This window comes from Paramicrobacterium humi (assembly GCF_900105715.1).
GTDB classification, from domain to species: Bacteria; Actinomycetota; Actinomycetes; order Actinomycetales; family Microbacteriaceae; genus Paramicrobacterium; species Paramicrobacterium humi.
Genome location: NZ_FNRY01000001.1, coordinates 2,160,207 through 2,185,728 on the forward strand (window position 1 = coordinate 2,160,207; position 25,522 = coordinate 2,185,728).

The following is a 25,522-nucleotide window of genomic DNA, read 5'->3' on the forward strand; positions in this document are numbered from 1 at the left end:
TTAAAGGTGCTTGCTCACGTAACGGGTTACTGCGGCAACGACTAACGTTTGAAGTACATAAATAAGGGTTGAGGCTGCTGCTGCGCCGATTACGCCCCACAGGACCACAAAAGGGATGTAGAGAGTGCTAAGCAGAGCCGAAAGCGCACCGATCGTGATAGGGGCGCCAACCGAACCAGTTGTGAGGATGCTGGATAGCCCAATTCTCGCCCAGCCCTGAATTAGTACTCCGGGCAGCAAAATAAGAATGAGCGGTATGGCGTCCACGTACTGCGGAAGGAAAACGGGAATCAGGAACCAGCTCCCGGCGGCAATTAGCACTGCCCCAAGGCCACCATACTTAAAATTGGTAGCCACGAGGTTACGGCGATTGCGCTGGCGATCAAGTGAAGACTCGCGCCGAGTTCCAGTATCGAAGGCGAGGAGGCTCAGTGCCTCTGAGAAGACCCAGATGAGCCCAGCGATAGGCATGGCAATCGAGTAGATTCCGACGGATGAGGCACTCACGAGAAAGCCAAGAACTACGACGTCACCTCGGAATAGTATCTGTTGCCCGACACTTCCCGCATGAGCAGCGAGCGAAGTGGCAACTATCCTGCGAGAGGAGATCTGCGAGACAGCGCGTTCATGGTGCATCTTCTTTGTCATGGCGTACAGCGTTGACAGTGTCAGCGCGAGATACCAACACACGGCGACGAGGGTGGGCGAGTCCGTCAGGAGTGCAACCGGGATGCCCAGGACCGGAAACGTTATCGATTGAAGGAACCAACTGTCTCGAAATATCCGTGAATGCCCGAGTCCTTGTCGTGTTCGAAGTACGACCAAATTGAACAGTACGAACGCTCCGCCAAGCGCGATGAGCAGCACCGTTGACCGGGTAAAGAGACCAGCCTTGAGTGTCGGAAACGCCACACTCACGCTCAGTCCTGCCCCTGCGACAATCAACGCAATAGCACCGGCGATGACCCAACCGCGCCGCGTCGCGGTTGGGTCGCCGTCGCGGTGTGCGCTCACAATGCCGACATGAAGGCTTAGGAAAGCGATTGATCCTAACAAAGCGCCCCCGCTCAAGATGAGAGCTAACTGCCCACGTCCTGCGGCGCCGAGAATCGCTGCAGTGGCGAAGGTCATAACGGATGACGCCGCCAATGGTGCGACCTGCGAAAGGACCAAGTCGAGAATTTTTCGACGCCGTTTGCTTACTCCGTCTTCTGCGGCGTTGCTTGTCACCACGAGGACTCCGAGCGGATGCGGCGCGCTATGACACTCAGAATCATCAACGGAAGGAAGACCACCCAGAGGCTGTCGAACTTGGCCAAGTAAGGGTTAGTGGCGTTTGCGATCAGAAAGCAGGTGAGCCCCACAAGAGCCGGAAGTATATACCTTCTCCATTCTGGGAATGCTCGCGCAATACGCACGGACTGAACGAAGATCGCCGCGAATCCGATCGCATACAGCGTTACGCCGACTATCCCAAAGTGGTACAAGTATGCGTTGTACGACAGCTCGTATGCCCACGGACTGGCTTCATCGCGAACTAACCCCGGCGTGGTGCCTCCAAGGCCCGAACCCAGCAGCGGGTTTTTGCTCCACGCGTCCCAAAGCGCTACTGACTGAGCATATCTAATGCTAGCGTCAGCACTTTCTGCAGGCGAGAATCCCTGCGAAAATGAACTTACCAGAGCCGCCACGTTTAAGTCAGTCGCAGTTATAACAACTGCAGCGGTTATAACAGTCCCTACGCCTAGGGCTAGGACACGGCCGATTATCTTAGTCGGCAGTCGTCTCACGTGCATAAACATGTAGAAGACAACGGCGATCAGCAAGGAACTCAGGATCACCAAGATCAGGGCACGCCTACCAGACAGAACGGCTACCGTCCCACCGAGAGCCAGAGCGAACCCGATGAGGATTCTTGACGCTGGAGGACGTTCGTCCCTCGGCCAGGAAATAAGTAACGCTGTCAAGAACGGAACGGTGTGAACGAGCGTAGATAGGAACGCGAAGCTAGCGCTGTATGAACCCGCCGCGTCGGAATAGTAGATCTGCCGCTGATTGACAAGCTCCAATATCTTAGTGAGAGGGGAGCCGATCATCTGACTCGCTACAAACAACACGCCGTAGATGCCAGCGGCTAACGTGGCAAAAATGATAGTGCGGAAGAGGCTCCGGAGGTGCGATTCCGTAGAGATGCCCGCCGTTAGCAGTAGGTATACCAGGGGCCAAATGACGAAGACCGGCGCCATGGAGAGCGCCCCATCTGTGAATCCATTCGCTACTCCGCGTGCTGTGAATAACAGTCCGACAAGAACGGCACCACCCACCGGTAAGGCGAGAGCCGGCCGGATCACGAAACCCGAGCCAGTACGTCCCCAGCACACAACGATCGCGGTCACTACCAGCAACAAGAGCGCAGCTTTGGCGGGTTGATACAAAGTGGGGGAAAATAGCATCAAGAAGAACAGCAGGTACCCGGCCTTGTGCCAGATAGTCTGGTTGGGCTCGTGCTCTACGCCGCTCTTGATCAATGCGGTCAAAGTTTGGCCCTTGTTTTCCATATGAGCGTCATTGGACTGGCGGCTTCAGAGCCTTTCTATATGTTCGCCGGACAGACGATTCTTCGTATCAAGTACTGGAGTTGGAGTGGTGTCAAGCAATTCCAAGTCGAAGTCATCGTGGTCGGTGACGAGCACAATTGCGTCCGCCGACTCGAGAGTGTGAGGGTCGAGCGACCTACGCTCAACACCCTTTGGCCACCGGTTTTCCTCGACGTGACCATCGACTCCCACTATCGTCGCGCCCAGCTCCTGTAAACTCTCGATGAGACGGAGCGCAGGCGACTCCCGAATATCTCCCGTGTTCTTCTTATAAGAGAGACCGAGTAGAACCACTCGTGAGCCGCGCATCGGCTTACCTAGGCGATTGAGCAGGACTATCAGCCTCTGCGCCACATAGTCTGGCATATGGTCGTTCACATCGTTTGCGAGTTCCACGAACCGGAAGTTCTGTCCAAGCTTGCGGCGTACTTGCCATGAGAGATAGCTCGGGTCCACGGGAAGGCAATGACCTCCTACTCCAGGACCGGGAGTAAATTTCATGAACCCAAACGGCTTAGTGCTGGCAGCTTCTATGGACTCCCAAACGTTGACACCCAATTTATGGCCGAATATGGCGAGCTCATTCACGAGCGCGATATTCACATGTCGGAACGTGTTCTCGAGTAACTTCGTGAGCTCGGCTTCTTTTGGAGTCGAGACTGGAACCGTCTTGTGTACGAGGTCGTCATAGAGCCCTTGCACGCGTTTCAGTGACTCTACATCGATTCCCGAGACCACCTTAGGTGTCTCTACAAATCCCCAAGTCTTATTTCCTGGATCGATTCGCTCAGGGCTGTAGCCTACGTAAAAATCTGTGCCTGCATTAAGGCCCGACCCATCCTGCAGAATTGGGACGAGCAACTCCTCAGTAGTTCCGGGATAAGTCGTCGACTCGAGCACCACTGTGGCGCCCTTCTTAAGGTGAGAAGCAAGAGACATTGAGGCTTGCTCAATGAAGGAAAGGTCAGGCAGACTTTCTCGCAGCGGTGTCGGTACCGTGATGATCGCAAAGTCAAAGCCGGAAGTAGAGGAGTAGTCGCTGGTTGGCATGTATCGGCCAGAATCGAGCGCCGTTCGGAGCGTTGTTGCGGTTATATCGTCCACATACGACACGCCTGCCCTGAGACTGTTTACGCGGTTCGAGTCCAGGTCTACGCCAACGACTTCGTAACCAACTTCAACGGCTCGCATCGCAACCGGTAGGCCTACATATCCCTGGCCCACGACGACGAGCTTCTTCGCACTCATATTCAGTTTTGCTCCCCACATGACAAAAACAACCACAATGAGCTTACCCGAAGCTCACGCGTGGTCGCTTCGTGTGGCTACGAGATGGAATCGAAGATCGGAATGAACCCGAGCGAACGCCCCGCTGCGTCGAATACCTCGATCTTCTTGATAAGGACGCCCAATTCGTGGCCTTCACTACTATTGCCGACGCCGAGGCCCTTGCCCGCGACGAGCTTGCCGTCAGACTTTAGGAGGTTTGGGCCGTCTCTAAAGAAACTAACGTCGCTCTGGATTTCGCCGCTTCCGAAACTGATGCCAGCGGAATTGACGGACAGTCGAGGGTACTCTTCCCCTGGCGCACGAACTTCTACAGCGGTCGATCCCGGGCTTGTTGGTGTTATTCGTACGGTGCCAGCGAGGTTGCTGCTGGCACTCGAGATTTCTACACGAGTTTGCCGATCGTCGTTTAGGTCTACTGCAGAACCAGCAGTTCCCACTATCGCGTTGCCGATAAGGGTTAGGCCGAGCACCATCGAACCCGTACGCAAACTGCCTCTTTGCTGCTGGCCAGTTATTCGGTTGCCTATTAGCCTGAGATCACGTGACTGTCGGGTCGGATTGATATCCAATCCGAAGTGGGGCGGCTTTGAGGCCAAATTGTCGCTGTTGTTCTCGAAGCGACAGCCCATAAAAGCGAGGTCTTCAAACGCGCCCGCTAAGACTGCACCTTCTTCGCCGTTATTCGCGAACGTAGCAGAAGTGAAATTGATATGTTTGGTAGAGCCTAACTCGCTCGACGCCAATCTGACGCCGCTCCCACCGTTGGACTTTACGAACGTGCCAAGGAAAGCCGCACCTTGCGCATTGTGAAGATATATGCCGTCCTTTGCATTCTTCTCGAAGTGGCATGACACGAACGTGAAGCCGCTTTGCCTTGCCTGTGGTTCAGCGCGAGTCGAGATAGCGAGACCGAAGCCAGAATTATCGGAAAACGTACAGCCGTTGAAGTTGACGTTTTCAAGAACTTCTACATCGGTGTTCGGTTCTAAGTCCACCCCTGATTGGGGATGGGTTCCGTTTGTACCTCGGAATGATGATTCTGAAACGTATACGCCGCTGGCAGTCACCAACGACATCCCTTGCCGGTGATTTCCTAGACAGTGGACACCGGATATCACGATCTCGCTATTAGATGCCAATTGCTCGCCAACGTCTGAAGCCGCACCTGCTCCAATGTAAATTCCATCGCCACGGTGGTTAGAGATAACTAGATTTTCCAAGCGAACATTTGAGCACCCCAGAAGTGCTATGCCATGACGCCATTCAGTTTCTTGATCGTCGTCCGAATTAATCCAGTCGATTCGCCCATCGTGAATGTGAACGTTTGACTTGCTAGAGATCTGAACGCTCGCCTGATTTCCTGTTACGTAGGACATCAAGGTGGAGCCGTTCATGTTGAGCCTGGCGTTGGTTGGGACGAGTAGCGGTTCTTTAAGCGCAACGGTGCTCTTGGCTGGTAGCACAAGAATCCGGCGATCGGCGGCAGCGCTCTTCAAAGCGTTGTTAAGGGCCTTACTATCATCGGCGCGCCCATCAGCAATCACACCGTACAGGGTGGCGTACACGCTGGGCTGTTCAACGTTGACGTCATACTGTCTATTGTTTTGCCCAGGCCCTAGTGATGCAGCGGGCAGTCTCCCAATTACACCACCAGCTGCCATGGCTCCGGCGCCCCAAATCAGGCCATCGCGCCGCGAGATCGATCGCTCGCTACTCACATTCTCACTCACTCATGTGCCTCTCGTCGGAGTCGCTCCGAGGGTAAATGAGGCGCTTTTCGCGTGGTCGAACTCATCGCCTACTCGTAACGCCACTCTGGCCGTATCCATGCTGACATAGAATCTCCCTATGCCTTCTACGAACGTGCTTTCAATGCCGTCGTCATCAGGGGAGAGGCTCAGAGCGCTCGACGGGTTACGCGGAGTGGCTGCGGTAGTCGTCCTTATACATCATTCACTCCTTATTAACCCCACTTTGGCCGCACCGTATGCGGATCTGAAAGCGAACCAGAGTTCTGGCTCATGGGAATGGTGGATCACTTACACTCCGCTCCATCTTCTTTGGGAAGGGACAGCGGCGGTTTATGTCTTCTTTATCCTGAGCGGGATTGTCCTAGCCTTACCAGTGCTTCGCTCTGCGGGCCAATTCAACTGGCGCGCGTACTTTCCCCAGAGGTTGATCAGGCTTTACGCCCCAGTGTGGGGGGCAGTAGCGCTCGCCGTTGCCACCTTCTGGATCTCTCCAAGGACTGCAGAAATGCCAAGTGTATGGATAGAGCAGCGGCCTGTCGCAGTCACCGGTGGAGAAGTGCTCCGGGATCTAACGTTGGTCACGGGTAACGGTGGGTTGGCCAGCCCATTGTGGTCGCTTCAGTGGGAGATCTTGTTCTCTCTCTTGCTCCCCATATACATATGGTTCGCACTAAAGCTTCGTGGGCATCCCCTAATAGCAGTAGCGGGTTGTCTGCTCTTGATCGCAGTGGGAGGTGCGTTGCATGCGGTGAGGTTCCTACCGATGTTTGCAATCGGAGTGGTCTTGGCCGTGGCGCTCCCTGAATTGACGTCAGTGGCTACTCGTTTCTCTTCTGGGAAAAGTGCAAACATGCGTTGGTTCCTTCTAACAGCGCTTGGCGCCCTCATGCTTTCGTCACATTGGCTAGTTGCGCCCCTAAACCCAGCGCCTATTGTGCAGCGTGGGCTCATCGCGGTGACCGTCGGGGGCGCATTAGTATTTGTACTAGCCGCGCTGTTCTGGCATAGTGCCAAGCAAGCCTTGGAGTCCCCAGTGGTGCAATGGCTCGCCAAGATATCATTCAGTTTGTACTTGGTACACGAGCCGATCGTGCTTGCGTGTGCATTCTTCCTGGGGCCGGGGCGTGAGCCACTAGCGACGTTAGTTTCCTTGCCCCTCGCAGTCATGCTGTCATACCTGTTTTATCTAGCCATCGAAAGGCCAAGCCACCGGTTGGCGCGTGCTGTGCGGCGTTTTCTCCTCAAACGAGCCGCACTGGACGCCGAGGACCGGTCCGTGGCCGCGTGAGGGGAACACGAGGATTGAGGATCCTAGGTGGTTGCCCGTTGGCTTGTTCAGGGCTTTGTTGCAGATAGACGGGGTTAGATGTCGTTGTGGATGGACGTGTGCGCAAAAGTAAACGACCGCTTCTAAAGAGCTTTCGGTTCTGGGTCCCTGCAGGAATACTTTCGGCCCTCATCATTCTCGGGGCAGGAGTTGCAGTCGTGGCATCCCAGGTGGTGCCCAAAGCGCTCGACGCGAAGAGCGAGCTTCAAGCTGCACTGCCACTTGCCGCAAAAGTCCAACAACAAATCCTCGATGGGGACACCGAGAACGCCGAGAAGACGGCTACCAGCTTGCGGGCGCATACAAGCAGGGCGCGTTTGCAAACCAGTGGCAAGCTATGGAAGGCAACGGAAGCTGTGCCATTCGTGGGGGACAATCTTGTCGCGATCCGTGTCGTTTCGAGAACCGTCGATCAGCTCGCAACCCATGTCGTGGAGCCCGCGACAGGTCTGTCTCTCTCGGCGCTGCAGCCGGCGGACGGCAGAATCGATGTGCAGGCAATTGCGGATCTTGTCCCAGTTATCGACTCCACTAGGACGGCTATCGGTTCGGCACAAAAATCATTACGGTCGGTTCCGCGAGGATCGCTGCTAAAAGAAATTGCTGGCGGCGTCGCAAAGCTTGAGACCGCGCTTAGTAAGGCTGATCGTCTACTTACCGAGCTTCGGAATCCGGTCGCCGTTCTGCCATCCGCACTCGGCGACAATGAAACACGCAACTACTTGTTGATCTTCCAAGGAAACTCTGAGATCCGCGCGGAGGGTGGGAACCCTGCCGCCATGGTGCTCGTTCGCGTGGATAACGGTGCAATCTCGATCGCGCAACAGACTTCGAGTTCAGACTTTGTGAATTCCGGTGCTCGGGACCCAGTCATGCGACTCGACCCTGACGTTGAAAGGGTCTATTCGAACATCGTTGCCAAGTACATCCCGAACATCACGAGCACGCCCAATTTCCCTACCACCGCCGCTCTCATGGACGCGTACTGGAAGGAGGAATTTACGACCCCTTTGGATGGAATAATCTCGTTCGACCCTGTGGGGCTGAGCTACCTATTGCGCGCCACGGGGCCTGTAACGATGGAAAATGGGGAAGAGCTTACGGCCGAGAATGCCGTTCCTCTCCTCCTAAATGAAGCCTATTTCCGCTATCCGGCGGGAGCCGACTCCAACGCCTTTTTCGCGATGGCAGCCGCATCGGTTTTTGACGCCTTGACAAGCGGCGGTGGAGATCCGAAGGCGATGGTGACAGCCCTTGTCCGCTCGGCGAACGAGGGGCGCCTAATGATATGGAGCCCGCACGAAGACATCTCAGGGGCGTTAGAAGGAACAGCACTACAGGGCGTTCTGCCAATGGACAATTCGGACGAGACTGCCGTCGGTGTCTACTTCAATGACACGACCGGTTCCAAGATGGACTACTACGTGGACGCGGCAATTAGCGCGGCATCCACTCAGTGTGAAGTCACTGCGGGTGAAGCTCCGACGTTCAAAGTCGACGTGACACTTACGAACAAGATCACGGAATCAGAAGCCGCAAATCTTCCTCTCTACATCACCGGTCCGTATTACAAGCCGGGCCACATAGCGACCGACTTCATCGTCTACGGACCGGTCGGCGCGAAGATCGACTCCTGGAAAGTCGACGGCAAGGAGTACAAAGCGATTGCGAAGGGCGAGATAGACGGACGTCCAGTCGTCCGTCTGAACTATGTGCTGAAACCCGGGCAGTCCGTCACTGTCTCGTACTCAATGACGGGGGCTGCCGACCAGAAGTACGGTGACTTCACGGTGGACACGACACCAATGGTGCGCGATACACCGGTCACGATCACGGGGTGCAAGCCGGATGAATGATTTCCAGTTTGTGCATCGGGCGTTGCCGCACAGGAACCTAGTCGTTGCTCTGGGGCAGCGCGATCTCAGCGGTGCGGCTAGGACGGACGCCGCGAAAAACCACGAAGTGGTACAGCAGGAATCTCGCGATCACCACAATGCCGATGCTAAAGAGGTTCACTACATTCACGAGTAGAGGTCCAGCGGCGGGGAAAAGCCACAGCCCGAACGCAACGATGCCGGCGCCCAGTAGTGTGCAAACACCGTTGACGGCGATGAAGAGGACGAGTTCGATCATGCGACCGTGCTGACCGCGGTTCTTGAACGTCCACTCGCGATTGCCGAAGTAGGCGTTTACGAGCGCGATCAGCGACGCGATGATCTTCGACCAGACGCCGTCGATGTGTAGACCGTAGAAGAGAACGTTGAAGGCCGCGATCTCGATAAGCGTAGAGATCGCGCCGATGGTGAGGAAGCGAGTGCTCAGCCCTACAAGCCGTCGGAATTGCGAGTGTTCAGTCATGCCTCGACTACGCTACTACTATCCGATCGACTTCTTTCCCCGGGGGAACTACGCTTTTGAAGCACCTTGCCATCGTCATGCCTGCCTATAACGAGGCGGACGGCCTGCCGGGTTTTCTGGAAGAGATCGCAACGAACGTGAGGCCGCTCGCCGATGAGGTGAGCATCGTCGTCGTCAACGACCGATCAACGGACGACACCGCTTCTGTACTGGGCGATCTTTCAGCGAAGATTCCCGAAGTGGTTCCAATTCTCGCTCCGCGTAATCGAGGCCATGGTCCGACAGCGCTCGAGGCATACCGCGAAGGGCTTGCGCAGCAACCGGACGCAATCGTGCACGTCGACGGGGACGGCCAATTCCTTGGACAAGATTTCCCCCGTCTTGTCGCGGCGCTCCTAGAGGGCAACATCGACGTCGTTCACGGGGTGAGGCACGGACGCACGGATCCCTGGTTCCGTCAAGTGCTCACCTCTCTGGTGGGTCTCGTTGTCGCATTGACTGCCGGTCGCCGAGTTCCCGACGTGAATACTCCGCTGCGCGCGTACCGTCCGGCGGCCCTGCGCCGTCTGCTCGAGGTTGTCCCCGAAGAGGCACTCGTTCCGCACGTTCACTTCTCTCTCGCGGAGAAGCGACTCGGGCTCAACGTCAAGTACGCCCGGGTGCACAGCATCCCACGTCGAGGAGCCACAGCAAGCGGAACCATGTGGGGCGAGCAGACGAGACAACCGCTTCTCCCGCCCAAGAGGCTCCGACGGTTTGTTGTGGCCGCGGCGGCGGAGTTATGGAAGGTCAGCCTTCGGCCGGGAGCTCCGGTACGTGTGGCTGCGCGCGCGATGCGATGAATTCTGTTATTCGCACCCGCCTGGTAGGGGTGATCCTCTGGTTGTTGTTCGCCACAGTGATAGCTGTGCAGCTGTGGGTCGTGATTCCGGGCGTCTTCGTCATGAGGCTCTGGGAAGATGAAGCTTTCAACCTCACGGTGCCGCTGAACCTACTTGCCGGACACGGCTACACCAGCGACGGCACACTTTCGGGCAGTGCGCTGAGCACATTCGACCCGCGCATCTCGACGGGACCCGTCGTGCTTCTACCGATCACGCTCGTGATAGCGCTCGGCGCCGATCCCGTGATCGGCGGTCGGCTCGTGATCCTCGGCTTCTACATCGCGCTTTTGGCGGGGCTCTGGATTCTCGGGAATCGTATCGGCGGACGTGGAACGACGACCGGTCGGCTCGCGGGCCTCATCGCCGTTTGCGTGCCGCTGGGCTGGAACACGTGGGCGTCAGCATCACCGATCCAGTCTCCCGTGGACATTCTCGGGGAGGTGCCATCGGCTGCGTTGCTTATCTGGGCGATCGTCGTTTTCAAGGAGCGCCCGTGGCTGGCGGGCCTCTTCATCGGTCTCGCAATGCAGACCAAGCTTGTCGCCGCGCTTGGCGCACCGGCGATCGCCGTCGGAGTGTTCCTCACGTCGACAGGAGCATTCTGGCCCCGCGCGAAGCGGGTGCTCCTCTGCGCTGTGGTGGCTGTCGTGCCCAGCGCACTGTACGAGCTTTGGAAGCTCGTCACCCTCGGACCGGCCGGGTACTGGTCAAACTTGCGAGAGTTCTACTGGTTCTTCAAGACCGGAGGACAGAAGATCACTCCCGTGCCGCCGGCTGCCAAAGCTGACGCTCTATTCACGACATGGTTCTCGCCGATCTGGCTTACGGTGTTGTGCTTCGTTATCGTGCTCGTCGTATTCGTGCTCGTTGTGTGGAGAGTCATACGAGCGGTTCGCGTGGCTGGCGTTCGACCTGCAGAAGTCGTAGCCCGTGAACGGATCGCGCTCGGGCTGGTTGCTGTTGTCGGCGTTCTGACCTGGTCGGCGTGGTGGATGATCTCCCGCGGTACTCCGGTCTGGCCGCGGCATCCCTCGCCAGGCATCTACACGTTCGTCCCAATTTTGGCGGCGCTCGCCGTGGCAGGAATCGTCTGCCTTTGGCAGCGGCAGCGCCGTACCACAGCTGCCCGCGCGCTCGCCGTTTCCGCTGCCGTGGTGCTCGTCGCCACCGTATCGCTGCAGTTGTGGGGGAGAGCCCAAATTGCCGATCAATCGCGCTACGGTGAGGACCTCGCGGATCAGCGGGCCGCAGCATCCGCGATCAGCGACCTTGACGATAACAAGTTGGTGTCGGCCTGGGGACCGGAGGTATCGGTTGTCGTGCTGTCGGGCGCGCACGCAGGCTTGACGGATGTTCCTCGCCTCTACGGCACTCCGCAGTTGTGGCGAAACTACGATTCAACGGCCGCCGGAAGGCAAACTTTCCAAGACCGCCTCACGGCGCGGTGCTCCGACGTGCCCGTTCGCGAGGGTCCGTACGCCGTGTGCCTGCCAAAGGGATAGGGAACAGCCAATCTGACGGACGGGCGCCATTCGGGGCCCCACAAGTGGGGCGCTTTTGCGACGTGACTGGCGCTTGGAGAGCAATATTCGACCGTAGACTCCAGAGAGGTGTGAGTCAGTTCCGTTCGCGAGGGCGTCTTCGCCGTTGCGAGCCCTAGCCGAAGTCATGGTGACGTATGGCGTCCGAAGATGGTGAGAAGTCAGCCGCACGCCGGGACGCAGCGCTCCCGTCCGCGCCCAAGAAGCCGTTCTACAAACGTGTCTGGCCGTGGGCGACCCTGGGCACCATCATCATCGTCGTCGTTGCTGCCATCACCGTGGCGGTTGCAGCGAAGTCGCTCCTTGATCAGGCGTCTGCGGTCAAGGGCACGCTCGAGACTGCTATGCCGCTCGTGCATCAGGTCAAGGACGAGATCCTTGACGGCGACCTCGACAAGGCCCGCGCCACGGCGAAGAAGCTTGCAGATGCCACAGAAGAGGCGAAGTCCGAGTCGGATGGGAACCTCTGGAGATTGGGGGAGTCCGTTCCGTCGGTGGGGGCGAACCTCACGGCAGTGCGCCTCGCTGCCGAAGTGGCCGATGAACTAGCCGACGATGTCATCATTCCGATGACATCGGTATCGCTTGACGATCTCCAGCCCAGCGACGGCAGATTCGATCTCAAGGCGATCGCCGGCCTCGGCGCGACCATCGATGACGCGCTGGATGCGACAAAAGACGCGAAGAAGACAATCGCTGGGATCGACCGCAAACCTTTGATGTCGCAAGTATCTTCCGCGCTCGACTCGCTAGAACCGCAGCTTGATTCGGCGTCCGAGATGCTTGAGGGCGCGAGCACTGTCGTGAAAGTGCTGCCGAACGCGCTCGGCGCCGATGGCCCCCGCAATTACCTCATGCTGTTTCAGAACAACGCTGAGTCGAGGGGGACCGGCGGTAATCCTGCATCCATCCTCTTGCTCAACGTGACGGACGGCAAGATTGAAATCGCAGACCAAGCGTCGAGCACCGATTTCAAGAACGGTCGTGCCGACCACGACACGTCAATTGACGATAGGACGATCAAGCTTTATGGCGACAAGATCATCCGTTACATGCAGGACATGACCTTGACTCCGAACTTCCCGACGACAGCGCACATTGCGCAGGCGTGGTGGGCAGAACGTAGCGATGTGCACATCGACGGAGTCCTCTCATTTGATCCCGTAGCGCTGAGCTATCTGCTGAAGGCCACCGGGCCCGTGAAGCTCGCCACGGGCGACACACTCACCTCTGAAAACGCTGTTCCGCTCCTCCTTAACGAGGTGTATTACCGTTACCCGGGCAATACCGAACAGGATGCGTACTTCGCTGCGGCTGCTGCCTCAATCTTCGATGCAGTGACCTCGGGAGCCGACGACATCAAGGCGCTTGCCGACTCTCTTGTGAAGGCCACTGATGAAGGTCGGCTCATGTATTGGACCGCCAATGAGGACGAGGCCAAGCTCATTCAAGGCTCTCGAATCACAGGCACTCTGCCGCAGGACAACAGCGGGCGCGACGTAACGGGCGTGTACATCAACGACACGACCGGTTCAAAGATGGACTATTACATGAACGTCGCCGTCGACCTCAACCGCGCATGCGCGCCCGAATCTGATTCGTCGGTATCGACCGTGACGCTATCCAATGTTCTCGATCCGGCGAAGGCCAATTCTCTGCCGGCATACATCCAGGGGCCCTTCTACAAGCACGGGCGCATCGCGACAGACGTTGTCATCTATGCACCCATCGGCTCAAGCATTGGTGGGCTCACTCTGAACGGCAAATCAGTAAAGCCGACGTATTCGGGCGCCGACTTGGGCCGTTCGGTCGTCAAGATCTCGGTCACGACGGACCCGGGCAAGAAGACCACCATCGGTTACGAACTCACCGGTGACGGTTCGGCATCGAATGTCCCGATCGAAGTGTGGCACACGCCGATGGTGCGGGAGACCCCCATCAAGATCGCTGAGAAGGGCTGCGGTTCTTAGTTGAGCGGTTTTGCGCGCCGACGGGCGTAACGACAAAGGGCAACGCCAGGAGGATGCCGATCAACGCCCCGCTCGAGTTCGCTATGACATCACGGGCGGAAGCCACTCGAGCAGGGAACAGGAGATACTGAGCGATCTCGATCGCCACTGATGCGAGCGGACACAGCACGATAGCGAGCCACCAGTACCGGCGGCCTAATGCGAGGGCTAAGAGGAAGCCGAACGGTGAGAACACAGCGACGTTCGCGGCAAACTCGAGCATTCCATACGTCAGCCAGGGCATGCCGCGTGCCTGGCTCCAGGTGATCAGCCGCTCCAGGAACGGAGCAGCTCCTCCGTCAACTGGCGTCGGGAGAAAAGCCACGACCGCGAGCGCCAGCGCGTACGCGAGCGCGATACCGATCAGAATCAGCGGACGGCGATTCGCCACGAGTTCAGCGTAGCGACGGGGCTCGTTGAGGGCAGCGCTCCTCTTCGAGGGTCAACGGTGGAACTCCCAGTCGGTGATGAACGCTGGATCCTCCCCGTTCGTGTACGCGTACTCGCGAGCCTCCACTCGTGCTCGCTGCCATCGATCGACGCACTGCACTGCGGCATCTTGATCAGACAGCCCCGGAACCCGGTTCACGACGTCGATCGCGAGGGCGTAGCGGTCGAGGTCGTTGAGATGCACCATGTCGAATGGTGTCGTCGTGGTCCCTCGTTCCATGAAGCCGTGCACGTGCACGTTCGCGTGGTTCGTCCGCTTGTACGTGAGCTGGTGGATGAGCGATGGGTAGCCGTGGAAGGCGAAGATGACGGGACGATCGGCGGTGAAGATCGCGTCGAACTCGTCTTCTTCGAGTCCGTGCGGGTGGCGGCGAGCATCTTGCAGACGCATCAGATCAACGATGTTCACCAGCCGCACGGTGACATCGAGCAGTTCTTCTCGTACCAGTTGCGCTGCAGCAATCGCTTCCGTCGTCGGGACATCACCCGCGCACGCGATCACGACGTCGGGCGTCGACTTGCCCGGGTCGCTGGAATCGAAATCCCTCTCATTGCCGGCCCACGGCCATACCCCGAGTCCAGCCTTGACATGCTGCTTCGCTTCGTCGAGAGTGAGCCAGGCCGGCTCCGGTTGCTTGCCCGCGACGACGACATTGACGCGGTTCTGCGTGTCGAAGACGTGCTGCATCGTCGCGAGAAGAGTGTTCGCGTCCGGTGGCAGGTACACGCGGACAACATCAGCCTGCTTGCTGACGACGACGTTGAGGAATCCGGGGTCCTGATGAGAGAAGCCGTTGTGGTCCTGGCGCCACACGTGGGAGGAGAGCAGATAGTTCAGCGACGCTATCGGTCGGCGCCATGACACTTTGTCAGCGGACTCAATCCACTTGGCGTGCTGATTGAACATCGAGTCGACGATGTGGATGAAGGCCTCGTACGACGTGAGCAGGCCGTGACGCCCCGTCAGCAGGTAGCCCTCGAGGAGCCCCTGCATGAGATGCTCGCTGAGCGCCTCGATGACCTGACCGCCTCCCGCCAGATGCGTGTCAAGGTCGATGATCTCTTCCCGCCACACGCGATTCGTCACGTCGAAGACGGCCGTGAGCCTGTTCGATTCGACTTCATCAGGGCCGAACAGTCGGAACGAGTCGCGATTCTGGCTCATCGTCTCCGCGAGCCACGCCGCGAACACCTTCGTCGACTCGGCGGTCGCCGTGCGCGACGGCTGACCGTCCTTGCGGTTCTCCGGAGTGTCGGCCGTGCCCTCGCCCTCGGTGCTCGCCTTCGCGTCGGTGTGGGCACCGGTGTCGAAGACGTCGACCGCGAACGGCTCAATATCGGGAAGCATCAGCGGCGCTCGGATCCCGCCTTGAGCGTGGTCGCTCGCGCTCATGCGGAGCTTCGGCGACGGTCGCAAAGGAAGCAGATCGTCGACCGGCGCTCCCTCGAGGGTGAAGAGCTCATCCGGTCGGTAGGAGTGCAGCCACTGCTCAAGCTGTTCACGGTGCTTGTCGTTGTCGCGGACCCCGGCGAGCGGGACCTGGTGTGCGCGGTACGTTCCTTCGACTTGGACGCCGTCGACCTCGCGAGGTCCCGTCCAACCCTTCGGCGTGCGCATGATGATGGCCGGCCAGCGAGGCGAGTCCCCAGAGTTGTCGCTGCCGGATCGGGCGGACGCCTGGATCTCACGAATGCGATCGAATGCCGCATCCATCGTCTCCGCCATGGCGCCGTGCACGCCCTCGGGATCGTCGATGTCCCCCGTGACGAAGAGCGGCTCGTATCCGTGCCCGCGGAAGAACTCCGCGAGCTCCTCGTCCGGGATGCGAGCGAGCAAGGTCGGGTTCGCGATCTTGTACCCGTTGAGATGCAGGATCGGCAGCACCGCGCCGTCGGTCTTCGGGTTGAGGAAGGCGTGCGCGCGCCAGCTTGCGGCAAGCGGTCCGGTCTCGGCTTCGCCGTCGCCGATAACGCACGCGACGACGAGGTCGGGGTTGTCGAGCGCAGCGCCGTACGCGTGCATGAGAGAGTAGCCGAGCTCACCGCCCTCATTGATCGAACCAGGAGTCTCGGGTGCGGCGTGCGAAGGGATCCCGCCGGGGAACGAGAACTGCCGCACGAGCTTAGTCAGCCCTTCAACATCTTGGCCGACGTCGGGGAAGAGCTCCGAGTAGGTGCCGTCGAGCCACGCGTTTGCGACCATTGCGGGTCCACCATGCCCGGGCCCGCAGACGAAGATCATCGATGTGCCCCGCTCGACGATGATGCGATTGAGGTGCGCATAGACAAGATTGAGCCCTGGCGTTGTTCCCCAGTGGCCGAGCAGACGCGGCTTGATGTCGTCCCGAGTGAGCTCGGTGCGCAGCAGTGGATCCTGCGTGAGGTAGATCTGGCCGGCGCTCAAGTAGTTGGCTGCTCGCCACCAGGCGTGAACGGTGTCGAGCGAGACGGGCGGCGCCATGGAAGACCTCCTTGGATGGCGGGCGGATGTGGCAGCGACGGTACGCCACGAGGCGAACGGTTTCTAGGGGCTTGCGGCTCTGGGTCTGAGACCGCACCTTCACCGAACGCGCATCCTTCGGCCATTACTCTGGAGCCATCATGAGAATCTCTGTCATCGGCTGCGGCTACCTGGGTGCTGTGCACGCGGCATCCCTTGCCCATCTCGGGCATGACGTGGTCGGCATCGACGTCGATCCCGAGAAGGTCGAGAATCTCTCGGCCGGTCGAGCCCCTATCTTCGAGCCGGGTCTTCCGGATCTTCTCGCCGAGGGACTGGAATCGACGCGGCTGCGCTTCAGCACGGATATCGCGGACGCTGCCGGGGCACACGTGCACTTCATCGCGGTGGGAACGCCGCAGCTCGCAGGATCGACAGGCGCGGACATGCGCTTTGTCGACGCGGCGGTCGCGTCGCTGATCCCTCACCTCCGCGGCGGAGATCTGGTAGTCGGGAAGTCGACCGTTCCGGTCGGCACGGCGGCGCGCCTCGCGCCCGACATCGAGGCGGTCGGAGCACGGCTCGCATGGAATCCCGAGTTCCTTCGCGAGGGGTACGCGGTGACGGACACGATCGCCCCCGACCGGCTTGTCTACGGCATCGCCGATGGCGATGACATCGCCGTGGACGAGCTGAACGAGGTCTACGCGGCGGCCATCGAATCCGATACTCCCGTCATCGTCACCGACTACGCCACCGCGGAGCTCGTCAAGGTCGCCGCGAACTCGTTCCTCGCAACGAAGATCTCGTTCATCAATGCGATGGCGGAGATCGCCGAGGTGACCGGCGCCGATGTCACGAAGCTCGCCGATGCGATCGGCTATGACAAGCGCATCGGACGCAAGTTCCTCAACGCCGGCGTCGGCTTCGGCGGAGGCTGCCTGCCGAAGGACATTCGCGCGTTCACCGCCCGCGCCGAGGAGCTCGGCCGCAGCGACTCCGTCGCTTTCCTCAAGGAGGTCGACGCGATCAACCTGCGTCGCCGGGAACGCGTGGTCGAGCTCGTCATCGAGCGGCTCGGCGGGAGCGCCTTCCAGAAGAAGGTTGCGGTGCTCGGGCTCGCATTCAAGCCGAACAGCGACGATGTGCGCGACTCGCCCGCCCTCGATGTGGCCGTGCGGCTGCACGGGCTCGGCGCCAACGTTGTCGCGACGGACCCGGAGGCGATCGCGAATTCCCGGCGGCTGCACCCGCAGCTGACCTTCGGCACTGTCGAGGAGGCGCTCGCCGGCGCTGACGCCGTTGTCGTCGTGACGGAGTGGAAGCAGTACCGCCACCTTGATCCCAGAGAGGTCGCGGCTGTCGTCGCGAACCCTCTCGTCATCGATGCCCGCAATTGCCTCGATGCAGAAGCGTGGGCTGACGCGGGCTGGGAGTACGTGGGCCTCGGTCGCCGACCGCTCTCGCGCTGAGCGGGGTTAATCGAGGGGTGAAATCGACGCCTATCCCGAAACAGGGCGACCGGTACGTTACGCTCGATACCACGCAGTGAGAACTCCCTAATCTCACTTCGACGCGAGGCGCCTGGCGGGTGCTCCCTAACTGGGGGCCGCCAGGCACCTCGCGAAGCGTACCCGCCCTGCTAGCGTGATCCTGTCTTCATGCGATTACGAAAGGCGGACGCGCCGCATGACTCTTGTTCATGGCGCTCCACGCCTGCCGGTCACGGTTCTCGAACGAGAGCGGCTGCTGTGCTTTCTCGACGAGGACTCGGCGATCACCGTCGTTCGAGCATCGGCAGGTTCGGGAAAGACCGTGCTGCTCACGCAGTGGACGAGACGTGCAGCGGACGCGGGAGCGCGTGTCGTGTGGCTGGGAGCCTCGCCGGAGTCGTCGGGTCGCCTCGCATTCTGGGCCGAGCTCGGCAGGCGCTTCGCCATGCTGAGCGATGAACCGGAGTTCTCGCTGCTCGGCACGCTGTCTGAGTCGCTTTCGGCAACGCCGGACGTGTCTCCACTGCTCGGTACCCTGTTCGGACGTCTCCCGGAACAGGTAACTGTCGTCGTCGACAACGGACAAATGCTCGACGAGCAAGTGCTCCGCGATCTCGTGGACGTCGTCGCTGTCGCGCCGGCGCTGCGGGTCATCGTCGGCACGCGCAGCCGCACTCCGCTGGCGGCACTCGAGGCCATGACGCGCGTTCCGGTCTCCCTCATCGAGGGAAGCGACCTCGCTCTGACAGCAGACGAGACGGCGGAGCTTCTCGGCCCGGACTCCGATCTCGCCGAGACCGTGCTCTCGGCGTCTGACGGAAACGCGCTCGTCACGCACGCTCTCGTGCTGAGCCTTTCGCGCACGCCGGAGGGCGAGGGGCGGCTGAACACCGTGCTCAGCGAGGTGCGGAACGCGCTGGGCGGCTCTCTGCTCGGCTCGATCTCTCGTCTCGAGGACGAACGGTTCTTCGACTTCGTTCTTCGCATCGCGCGGTCCTCGGGGGTGACCCTTGAGCTGGCTCGCGAGTTGACCGGTTGCGATGACTCCGATGCGCTGCTGGTTCGCGTGGAAGAGAGCGGGCTCGGGCTGTGGACGCGCACCGCGAAGGGTGAGCTGTTCACGCTGACGACGCTCGTGCGTGAGGCGCTCGCGGCCGAGCATGAGCGCCGCCTCCCGGCCGAAGGCAAGCACCTCGACGCGATCATCGCCCGTTGGGAGCTCCGAACGGGAAAACCGCTCGAAGCGCTCGCGCGAGCAATCAGCATCGGCGACTACGATCTCGTCGCCCTCGTCATCAAGAGCGCGTGGTACCGGTTCGTGTCGGAGCACAAGCTCGCCGTCAGCGAGCTGCTGTCGCGGATTCCGCTGACCACTCTCATGCGACGTCCGCTCGTCGCGATGCTTCTCGCCCTCATCTACAACCAGTCGCCGAATCATCGACTCAAGGCCGTCGAGTTCTTCGGGCTCGCGGTCGCGGCGTCGAGACTCATGCGCAACACGCCTCCCGCCGATGCGGCGCTGCTGCGGGGCATGGAGTCCGCCGCGCTGCGTGTAATCGGTCAATCGCAGCGTGCTGCAGCCGCAGCAGAACGAACGACCGTGCTCCTTGGCGGTCTGGACGTCTCGTCTCGCGAGGAGCTCGGCACGCTCCTGCCAGTACTCGGCAACCATGCTGGAGTGAGCCTGCTTCACGCCGGGCGTACAACGGAGGCGCGCGAACTCTTCAAGGCGGCGCTCGCCGACGCCGACCTGCTCGGAACGCATTTCCGGTTCCAGCCACTGGCGAACCTCGCCGGGCTCGACGCGATTCTGGGAAACATCGTCGAGGCGAGATCGACCGTGAGCGTCGCACGTACAGCCACGTGGCCAGCACGCTGGAAGGACGGCTACGCCGGTGCGTTCTACCGCGTCGCGGAGGCGATCCTCGCGCTGGAGCTCGGCGACCCTGCAGCGGCATCGGAGCACTTACGGCTGCTCGACCCGCATCTGTCCACCATTGAGCACTGGCCCGCCATCGCGTACCTTCACGGGTTCGTCGCTCTCGCGTCCGGGGAGCCCGTGCTCGGCCTCGAGAAGCTCGCGCGGACGAGGGAGTGGCACGCGGCACGACCGACGACGTTCATGCACAGCGCGCTTACATCGATCGAATCGCAATTGCACTTGGCCGTCGGCGATGTCGCCGCTTCAGCACGTCTTCTGCGCGGCTCAAGTGGGGGACCGGTGCTCGCCCTCGCGCGCGCCCGCCATGCTCTCGTTGTCGGCGAGGTCCGCGTCGTTGCGGCGCAGCTCGCACAGGCCGCCTCCGCCGGGCTGTCGTCCGATCGCCTGCGCGCCGAGCACGCCGTCCTCGAACTCGCGCTGCTGCTGCGCGAGGGACGGGACTCGGGGCACCAGGCGCAAGCCGCGCTCGCACTGCTGACCGCGCGGGAGCTGCGCATGCCGCTCCTGCAGGTACCCGCGGAGGACCTCCTGGCGATCACGGCGCTCGCCGACCGGATGGGCGGTCGCACCGCGGAGTTCATCGCGGAGGCTCCGCTGCCGACGGGACTGCGCATGCTTGCGGAGGTGCCGACGCTGACCCCGCGCGAGCTGGTGATCCTCGAGCAGCTTGCGACGCAGCGCACGCTCCCCGAGATCGCGGCGCAGCTCGTCGTCTCGCGCAACACGATCAAGGCGCAGTCGCGCTCGCTGTACCGCAAACTCGGCGTAGGCAGCCGCGACGACGCCGTCGCCGAGGCGCGCCGGCACGGGCTTCTCTGACCCTCCGCACGCGCCTCGCGCCAGCGGCATCCGACCCTCACAAAGATCGATCTTGACCGGGCGGTCAACCAAGCTTAACGTAGGAAGTGACCCCCGGAAGTCGGGAGCCTTCTCACCAGAAGGAGTTGAGTTCGATGAAACGGTGGACACGATGGCAGGACTGGGTGGCAGTGGCCGCAGGCCTCTACGCAGCGCTCGCCACCATTTGGACGGTGGGCACGGCAGCATCCATCACACTGATGATCGTGCTCGGCGTGCTCATGATCATCGCAGGCGTCTGGAGCGTTGCGGTTCCGAAGCTCGTCTCGATGGAGTGGATCGTCGCCGTGCTCGGCGCGCTGCTGTTCATCTCCCCGTGGGTCGCGCAGTACGCCACGCACATGGGCGCCGCGTGGACCTCGTGGATCTGCGGCGGCGTCGGCGTGGTGACGGGCCTATGGGCTCTCGCGCCGGCCATGCGCATGAACCACACCACCCACGGTGGCACCCAGATGGCGCACTGATCGGGCGCGCTCGGCACCGAACCGGCCATGGCGTGCCAGGCGACGACTTCTCGCCGCCCCGCACGCCAGGGTCGGCGCGCTCGGGCGTGCGCTCACGCGCGGGCGGGAGTCTGACATGACGGAGCCGATCGCACACCGCGGCCACCTGGCCGCGGGGAAACGCCGGGGGAGCAGCGCGCGTGCCGTCGCTGCAGCCCGGTCGGATGCCGCTTCGAGCGCCATTACCCGGTCGGATGCCGCTTCCGGCGACGCGGTCTTGGATGCGCGCACGCGCATCCTCGACGCCGCCGAGCGCCTCTTCGCCCTGCGCGGGTTCGACGCGACAGCCACGTCGCTCATCGCGAAGACCGCCGCCGTGCCGAAGGGGCTGCTGTTCTACTACTTCCCCGCGAAGGTCGACATTCTCTCGACCCTGCTCGGCGAACGCCTGGGCGGCGGCGGCATCGAGCCGGGCCCCCTCGTCGTGCCGGGCAACCCCGTGCTCGCGCTGTTGAACGTGAGCGACACCTTGTTCAAGGCGCAGGCGGAATCCGACGTGCTGCGGGTGATCGTGTGGCGGGAGGAGCAGACGCACCCCGAGGTGCGCTCGGCGCTCAGCCGATATCGCCACGCCCTGCACGACACGATCGAGCAAGTGCTCGCCGGAAGCCTCGCCTCGCCTGTCGCCTCGCGCGCGCTGCGCGCGGCCGCGACGGCGTGGGGCGCGATTGTGACGGCCCGCCCGCTCGAGGGGGAGCCGTCGGGGGCCTTGCATGCGGCCGAGAACCTGCGCTCGGTCGCCGAGCTCATCTGCTCGGGGCTGCGCGAGGCCGCCGCCTGACGAAGAGGGCTCTTGCCAACGCATTGGGTTGGCAAGTCTTAAATAAGTACTTGTTTTGGTCTGGGTTGTCGGTCTAAAATAAGTGCATGTCGATGACCGTGCACACCACCAGCGATGCTCGAAGCGGGCTCAATTCGGTGCTGAAGCGCTTTCGTGAGAAAGGCATCACGGCTGAGCCTCTCGTTTTTGGAAGTCATCGGAAGCCCGAAGCGGTTGTTGTGCCGTTTGAGCTCTTTGAACGGCTCCTTCCGGCTTTGGAAGAGGTTCTGCTTGCGGACAAGGTGCGCGAGCGACTGGACGACCCGAGGCCGAGCGAGTCCTTCGACGATGTCGCTCGAGCTGTCGGTATCGATCCGGGCTCGTTCTGAATGTCCCCCAAGCCTCGATTTCGACCAGGCGTAGCGGACGACATCAACGCGCTGCCGACCGAGAATCTGAGGCGTCGTGCTCTCGTGATCGCGCTCGATGTTGCAAATGGCCGGCTGCGGGGTTTGCCTCTCGGCAATCATCGTGCCACTGGTGACCTCACGGACTGCTTCAAGGTCTACTTCGATGTCCGTGATGGTCCGCCGCGCTACCGTCTTGTCTACCGCGTGCTCGAGAGTGGCGGGATCGAAGTATCGCTCGTGGAAGTGGTTGCAGTCGGCCGCCGTGCCTCGATGGCAGTTTATGCCGAAGCTGCGCGGAGGTTAGGTCGGCTTGACGAGTGACGGCGCCGTGCTCGCTGCGGAAGCGACGTGCCGGCTATTGCATCGTGATGCGTAACCTGCAGCACCGCGCCCAGCGGCATCCGACCGCTCTTTTGTGGGTCTACGCGCAGAGTGCCGTGCTGTCGACGCGGGCGTCGATCTCGTCTGCCCGGGTGGACGCGCGGTCGTCGGCGTTGCTGAGCCGGTGCGCGCGGGCGACGATCGACGTCGCGGCGCTGAGCCCCAGGATCAGATCGACGGGCTCGGTCACGACGCCCTTCTCGGTGATCACGTCGGCGGGCAGCTCGGCCAGCGCCACGCGCTCGGCGAGGGAGTGCCGCAGCACCGGCTCCGCCTCCGCATAAGCCGCGCCGTTCAACTCTGAAGCTAACCCGTTCGCTGAGCATGATGCAGGGATCCGGCATCGACTTCGACGGGCTCTGGTTAGCCAGGAACATTCGTATTACGATTATTGGCATGGAGCGACGAATGGGCGGCCGGGAAGTTTCAGAGGCAGAGGTCGATCAGTGGGTCGAGGAGGCGGAGGCAGGGTACGCCCCCGAGACTCTCAAGACGCGCATGGGGCGTCCTGCCCGAGGCGCCGAAGCATCTCGCGTCATACCGGTGCGACTTACTGACGAGGAACTCGAGGCGATCATGGCACGAGCCAAGCGCGAGAACTTGAACCGGTCAGAAGCGATTCGTGCCGCGCTCAAGAGCTGGGCTCACGCAGCTTGATCGTTCGCAGCTCCGCGCGGAAGCACGGCATCAGTGAGGATGACGGGATCGAAGCTGCTACATGGCCGCTCGTCTCTGTTCCCCTCGACGACGAAGACCCATGTCGCTTCCTTCGCCTCGGGTTCGATACCCATGGGCGGCTGCTGGAGTTGGTCGTGTTGGTCTGGGATGACGGAACCGAAGAGCTTATTCACGCGATGAAGTGCCGCCCTCAGTATCTCGGTATGGTCGACTGAGTCCCAGCCGCGGATCTCATCTGCTCGGGCCCGCGCAAGGCGCCGGCCGCCTGACGGAGTCACCACGCGAAGCACCGCGCCTCGCGGCATCCAGCCCGCTCTTTCTCGAGGTCTACGCGCAGAGTGCCGTGATGATGCTGTCGACCCGGGCGTCGATCTCGTCCGTCCGGGTGGAGGCGCGGTCGTCGGCGTTGCTGAGCCGGTGCGCGCGGGCGACGATGTCTCGGAGCGCCTCGACCGTCGGGGGAGCGCCGGAGGGGAAGGGCCGCACGTCGGTGACGAGCCAGTGCGGGTCGATCGCCTCCGCGTCCGAGATCGCGAGGGCGTCGGCGAACTCGCCGAGCGTGAACGCGACGGTCGCGCCCTCGGGCAGCAGGCGCACCGCGCGGTCGACGTCGGCGGCGCTGAGCCCCAGGATCAGATCGACCGGCTCGGTGATGACGCCCTTCTCGGTGATGACGTCGGCGGGCAGCTCGGCCAGCGCCACGCGCTCGATGAGGGAGTGCCGCAGCACCGACTCCGCCTCACGGTCACTGCTGTACACGAGAATGCGGAACACCATCTGGCGTTCGTCGGTCATGAGGTCCGCCTCCTTCCGGGCGCGCGCCCGGTTGCCGTGGCTGCCACTGTAGTTCACCGCCGCCCGGTGCGTCCATCGATTCGCCTCGCCACCGAACCTTCAATGCGTTCTAGAGAGTCGGTCAATATTAAGTAGCACTACCGAAGACGTATTCGATACCATGCCACTCATGGACATCTTCACGCGACTCGATCACGCGGTGCACAAGGTCAGCCGCGTCCAGGCACAGGCCGAGGCGACCGCCGTGCGCGGACTCGGCCCCTCCCGCGCGCCGCGCCGCCGACAGGTCATCGGCAACGTCACCGCGCTCGTGCAGCAGCTTCCCGACGACGCCGTAGCGCAGCTGCTGTGGCAGGCAGGGGAGGTGCGCCGCTCCGCCGACGCCCTCATCGCCGTCGCCGCGGCCGAGATCCGCTCCCGCGCCGACGCGCGCCTCGACGTGCCCGCGCTCGCCGGCATCTCCGATGCCGAGGCCGAGCGTCTCGCCGCTGTCGGCGCCATGGTCGCCGAGTCCGAGGCCGCCATCGACGCGCGCGACGTGGTCGAGGCCACCGACCTCGAGGTGCCGATCGACATGCCCTGGTGGCATCCCATCGCCATCGCCGTCGTCGAGGGGCGACTGAGCGCCGCCTCCGCCGCCTCTGCCCGCGAAGGTCTCGGCGAACCCGGGGCGCACGTGACCGAGCAGGCGTTGTCGGATGCCGCCGAGCGACTCGTCTGCTCCCTCACCGCGGCCGCGCCCGACGCCGCCGCCGAGGCCGCGCGCCGTGAGCGAGCCGCGCTCGAGGGCGCTCTGCTGCTCCTCCCGGAGCCCACCGTCGCCGACGCGGATCACGCCCGCCGTGGTCATGGGTAGCCCAATTATGAGCTATTCTTGTTGAGGCCTTACGGCCATCGGGGTGTGGCGCAGCTTGGTAGCGCACGTCGTTCGGGACGACGGGGCCGCAGGTTCAAATCCTGTCACCCCGACTAAACCAAAAATCGCGGAAGTCGATCGACTTCCGCGATTTTTGCGCTTCTTGGCGTGAGCAGCGCAGGTATCTCAAAGCGACGCT

The 25,522-nt window shown here is 61.6% G+C and carries 22 protein-coding genes and 1 tRNA gene; 14 read left to right on the forward strand and 9 right to left on the reverse strand.

The features are described 5' to 3' along the window. From BLV49_RS10755 to BLV49_RS10770, 4 genes are all read right to left on the reverse strand, one after another. Positions 1-1,233, reverse strand: coding sequence for a lipopolysaccharide biosynthesis protein (locus tag BLV49_RS10755; protein ID WP_176980820.1), 1,233 nt, complete (start codon positions 1,231-1,233; stop codon positions 1-3). Further along, positions 1,227-2,558 carry an O-antigen ligase family protein gene (locus BLV49_RS10760; RefSeq protein ID WP_091183854.1) on the reverse strand — a complete coding sequence of 444 codons (1,332 nt, stop codon included), beginning with the start codon at positions 2,556-2,558 and terminating at the stop codon, positions 1,227-1,229. The genes BLV49_RS10755 and BLV49_RS10760 overlap by 7 nt, the downstream gene beginning before the upstream one ends. 24 nt (positions 2,559-2,582) lie before the next feature. Continuing rightward, positions 2,583-3,845, reverse strand: a complete 1,263-nt coding sequence (locus BLV49_RS10765; RefSeq protein WP_091183858.1) for a nucleotide sugar dehydrogenase — start codon at positions 3,843-3,845, stop codon at positions 2,583-2,585. A 77-nt stretch (positions 3,846-3,922) separates the two neighbouring features. After that, on the reverse strand, positions 3,923-5,452 hold the full coding sequence (locus tag BLV49_RS10770; RefSeq protein ID WP_218132622.1) for a right-handed parallel beta-helix repeat-containing protein: 1,530 nt from the start codon (positions 5,450-5,452) through the stop codon (positions 3,923-3,925). A gap of 307 nt (positions 5,453-5,759) precedes the next feature. On the opposite strand from BLV49_RS10770, the gene BLV49_RS17450 reads away from it, so the two are divergent. Beyond that, positions 5,760-6,926 carry an acyltransferase family protein gene (locus tag BLV49_RS17450; protein WP_350339267.1) on the forward strand — a complete coding sequence of 389 codons (1,167 nt, stop codon included), beginning with the start codon at positions 5,760-5,762 and terminating at the stop codon, positions 6,924-6,926. A gap of 197 nt (positions 6,927-7,123) precedes the next feature. Beyond that, positions 7,124-8,821 (forward strand): DUF4012 domain-containing protein, encoded by a 1,698-nt coding sequence (locus BLV49_RS10780; RefSeq protein ID WP_176980821.1) that lies wholly within the window; start codon positions 7,124-7,126, stop codon positions 8,819-8,821. Positions 8,822-8,858: 37 nt separating this feature from the next. Here the strand turns inward: BLV49_RS10780 and BLV49_RS10785 are convergent, their stop codons facing one another. Then, positions 8,859-9,323, reverse strand: coding sequence for a GtrA family protein (locus tag BLV49_RS10785; protein WP_091183872.1), 465 nt, complete (start codon positions 9,321-9,323; stop codon positions 8,859-8,861). A gap of 56 nt (positions 9,324-9,379) precedes the next feature. Between BLV49_RS10785 and BLV49_RS10790 the strand changes: the two genes are divergently transcribed. The 3 genes from BLV49_RS10790 (at position 9,380) to BLV49_RS10800 (ending at position 13,718) form a co-directional block, all read left to right on the forward strand. After that, complete coding sequence (locus tag BLV49_RS10790) at positions 9,380-10,165, forward strand: glycosyltransferase family 2 protein (RefSeq protein WP_176980822.1); 786 nt, start codon at positions 9,380-9,382, stop codon at positions 10,163-10,165. Further along, a complete protein-coding gene (locus BLV49_RS10795) occupies positions 10,105-11,709 on the forward strand; it encodes a hypothetical protein (protein ID WP_143034038.1) in 1,605 nt (534 codons plus the stop codon). Before BLV49_RS10790 ends, BLV49_RS10795 begins: the two co-directional genes overlap by 61 nt. Before the next feature lie 176 nt (positions 11,710-11,885). Further along, positions 11,886-13,718: a DUF4012 domain-containing protein gene (locus BLV49_RS10800; RefSeq protein WP_091183882.1), complete on the forward strand. Its 1,833-nt coding sequence runs from the start codon at positions 11,886-11,888 to the stop codon at positions 13,716-13,718. Here BLV49_RS10800 and BLV49_RS10805 read toward each other — a convergent pair. Both BLV49_RS10805 and BLV49_RS10810 read right to left on the reverse strand, forming a co-directional pair. Then, on the reverse strand, positions 13,687-14,148 hold the full coding sequence (locus BLV49_RS10805; RefSeq protein WP_091183885.1) for a VanZ family protein: 462 nt from the start codon (positions 14,146-14,148) through the stop codon (positions 13,687-13,689). The two genes, BLV49_RS10800 and BLV49_RS10805, sit on opposite strands and share 32 nt — an antisense overlap. A 51-nt stretch (positions 14,149-14,199) precedes the next feature. After that, positions 14,200-16,668, reverse strand: a complete 2,469-nt coding sequence (locus tag BLV49_RS10810) for a phosphoketolase family protein (RefSeq protein ID WP_091183889.1) — start codon at positions 16,666-16,668, stop codon at positions 14,200-14,202. 140 nt (positions 16,669-16,808) lie between these two features. Between BLV49_RS10810 and BLV49_RS10815 the strand changes: the two genes are divergently transcribed. The 6 genes from BLV49_RS10815 to BLV49_RS10840 all read left to right on the forward strand — a co-directional run bounded on the left by BLV49_RS10815 (position 16,809) and on the right by BLV49_RS10840 (position 22,934). Next, a complete protein-coding gene (locus tag BLV49_RS10815) occupies positions 16,809-18,119 on the forward strand; it encodes a UDP-glucose dehydrogenase family protein (RefSeq protein ID WP_091183893.1) in 1,311 nt (436 codons plus the stop codon). Between the two features lie 217 nt (positions 18,120-18,336). Further along, positions 18,337-20,901, forward strand: coding sequence for a LuxR C-terminal-related transcriptional regulator (locus BLV49_RS17240; RefSeq protein ID WP_091183897.1), 2,565 nt, complete (start codon positions 18,337-18,339; stop codon positions 20,899-20,901). 134 nt (positions 20,902-21,035) lie between these two features. Beyond that, positions 21,036-21,404 carry an SPW repeat protein gene (locus tag BLV49_RS10825; RefSeq protein WP_091183898.1) on the forward strand — a complete coding sequence of 123 codons (369 nt, stop codon included), beginning with the start codon at positions 21,036-21,038 and terminating at the stop codon, positions 21,402-21,404. A 115-nt stretch (positions 21,405-21,519) separates the two neighbouring features. Further along, positions 21,520-22,224 (forward strand): TetR/AcrR family transcriptional regulator, encoded by a 705-nt coding sequence (locus tag BLV49_RS10830; RefSeq protein WP_091183901.1) that lies wholly within the window; start codon positions 21,520-21,522, stop codon positions 22,222-22,224. 86 nt (positions 22,225-22,310) lie between these two features. Next, on the forward strand, positions 22,311-22,592 hold the full coding sequence (locus BLV49_RS10835; protein ID WP_091183904.1) for a type II toxin-antitoxin system Phd/YefM family antitoxin: 282 nt from the start codon (positions 22,311-22,313) through the stop codon (positions 22,590-22,592). A gap of 84 nt (positions 22,593-22,676) precedes the next feature. Then, complete coding sequence (locus BLV49_RS10840; protein ID WP_245723618.1) at positions 22,677-22,934, forward strand: hypothetical protein; 258 nt, start codon at positions 22,677-22,679, stop codon at positions 22,932-22,934. Positions 22,935-23,034: 100 nt separating this feature from the next. On the opposite strand, the gene BLV49_RS10845 is transcribed toward BLV49_RS10840, so the two are convergent. Continuing rightward, positions 23,035-23,259, reverse strand: a complete 225-nt coding sequence (locus tag BLV49_RS10845; RefSeq protein ID WP_143034039.1) for a hypothetical protein — start codon at positions 23,257-23,259, stop codon at positions 23,035-23,037. Positions 23,260-23,318: 59 nt separating this feature from the next. Between BLV49_RS10845 and BLV49_RS10850 the strand changes: the two genes are divergently transcribed. Beyond that, positions 23,319-23,651, forward strand: coding sequence for a ribbon-helix-helix domain-containing protein (locus BLV49_RS10850; RefSeq protein ID WP_245723619.1), 333 nt, complete (start codon positions 23,319-23,321; stop codon positions 23,649-23,651). 348 nt (positions 23,652-23,999) lie between these two features. Here BLV49_RS10850 and BLV49_RS10860 read toward each other — a convergent pair whose 3' ends face one another. After that, on the reverse strand, positions 24,000-24,467 hold the full coding sequence (locus BLV49_RS10860; protein ID WP_143034040.1) for a hypothetical protein: 468 nt from the start codon (positions 24,465-24,467) through the stop codon (positions 24,000-24,002). Positions 24,468-24,636: 169 nt separating this feature from the next. On the opposite strand from BLV49_RS10860, the gene BLV49_RS10865 reads away from it, so the two are divergent. Together BLV49_RS10865 and BLV49_RS10870 are read left to right on the forward strand one after the other, a co-directional pair. Next, positions 24,637-25,323 carry a hypothetical protein gene (locus BLV49_RS10865; RefSeq protein WP_091183919.1) on the forward strand — a complete coding sequence of 229 codons (687 nt, stop codon included), beginning with the start codon at positions 24,637-24,639 and terminating at the stop codon, positions 25,321-25,323. A gap of 39 nt (positions 25,324-25,362) precedes the next feature. Beyond that, a tRNA-Pro gene (locus tag BLV49_RS10870) sits at positions 25,363-25,436 on the forward strand. Positions 25,437-25,522: the final 86 nt, after the last annotated feature.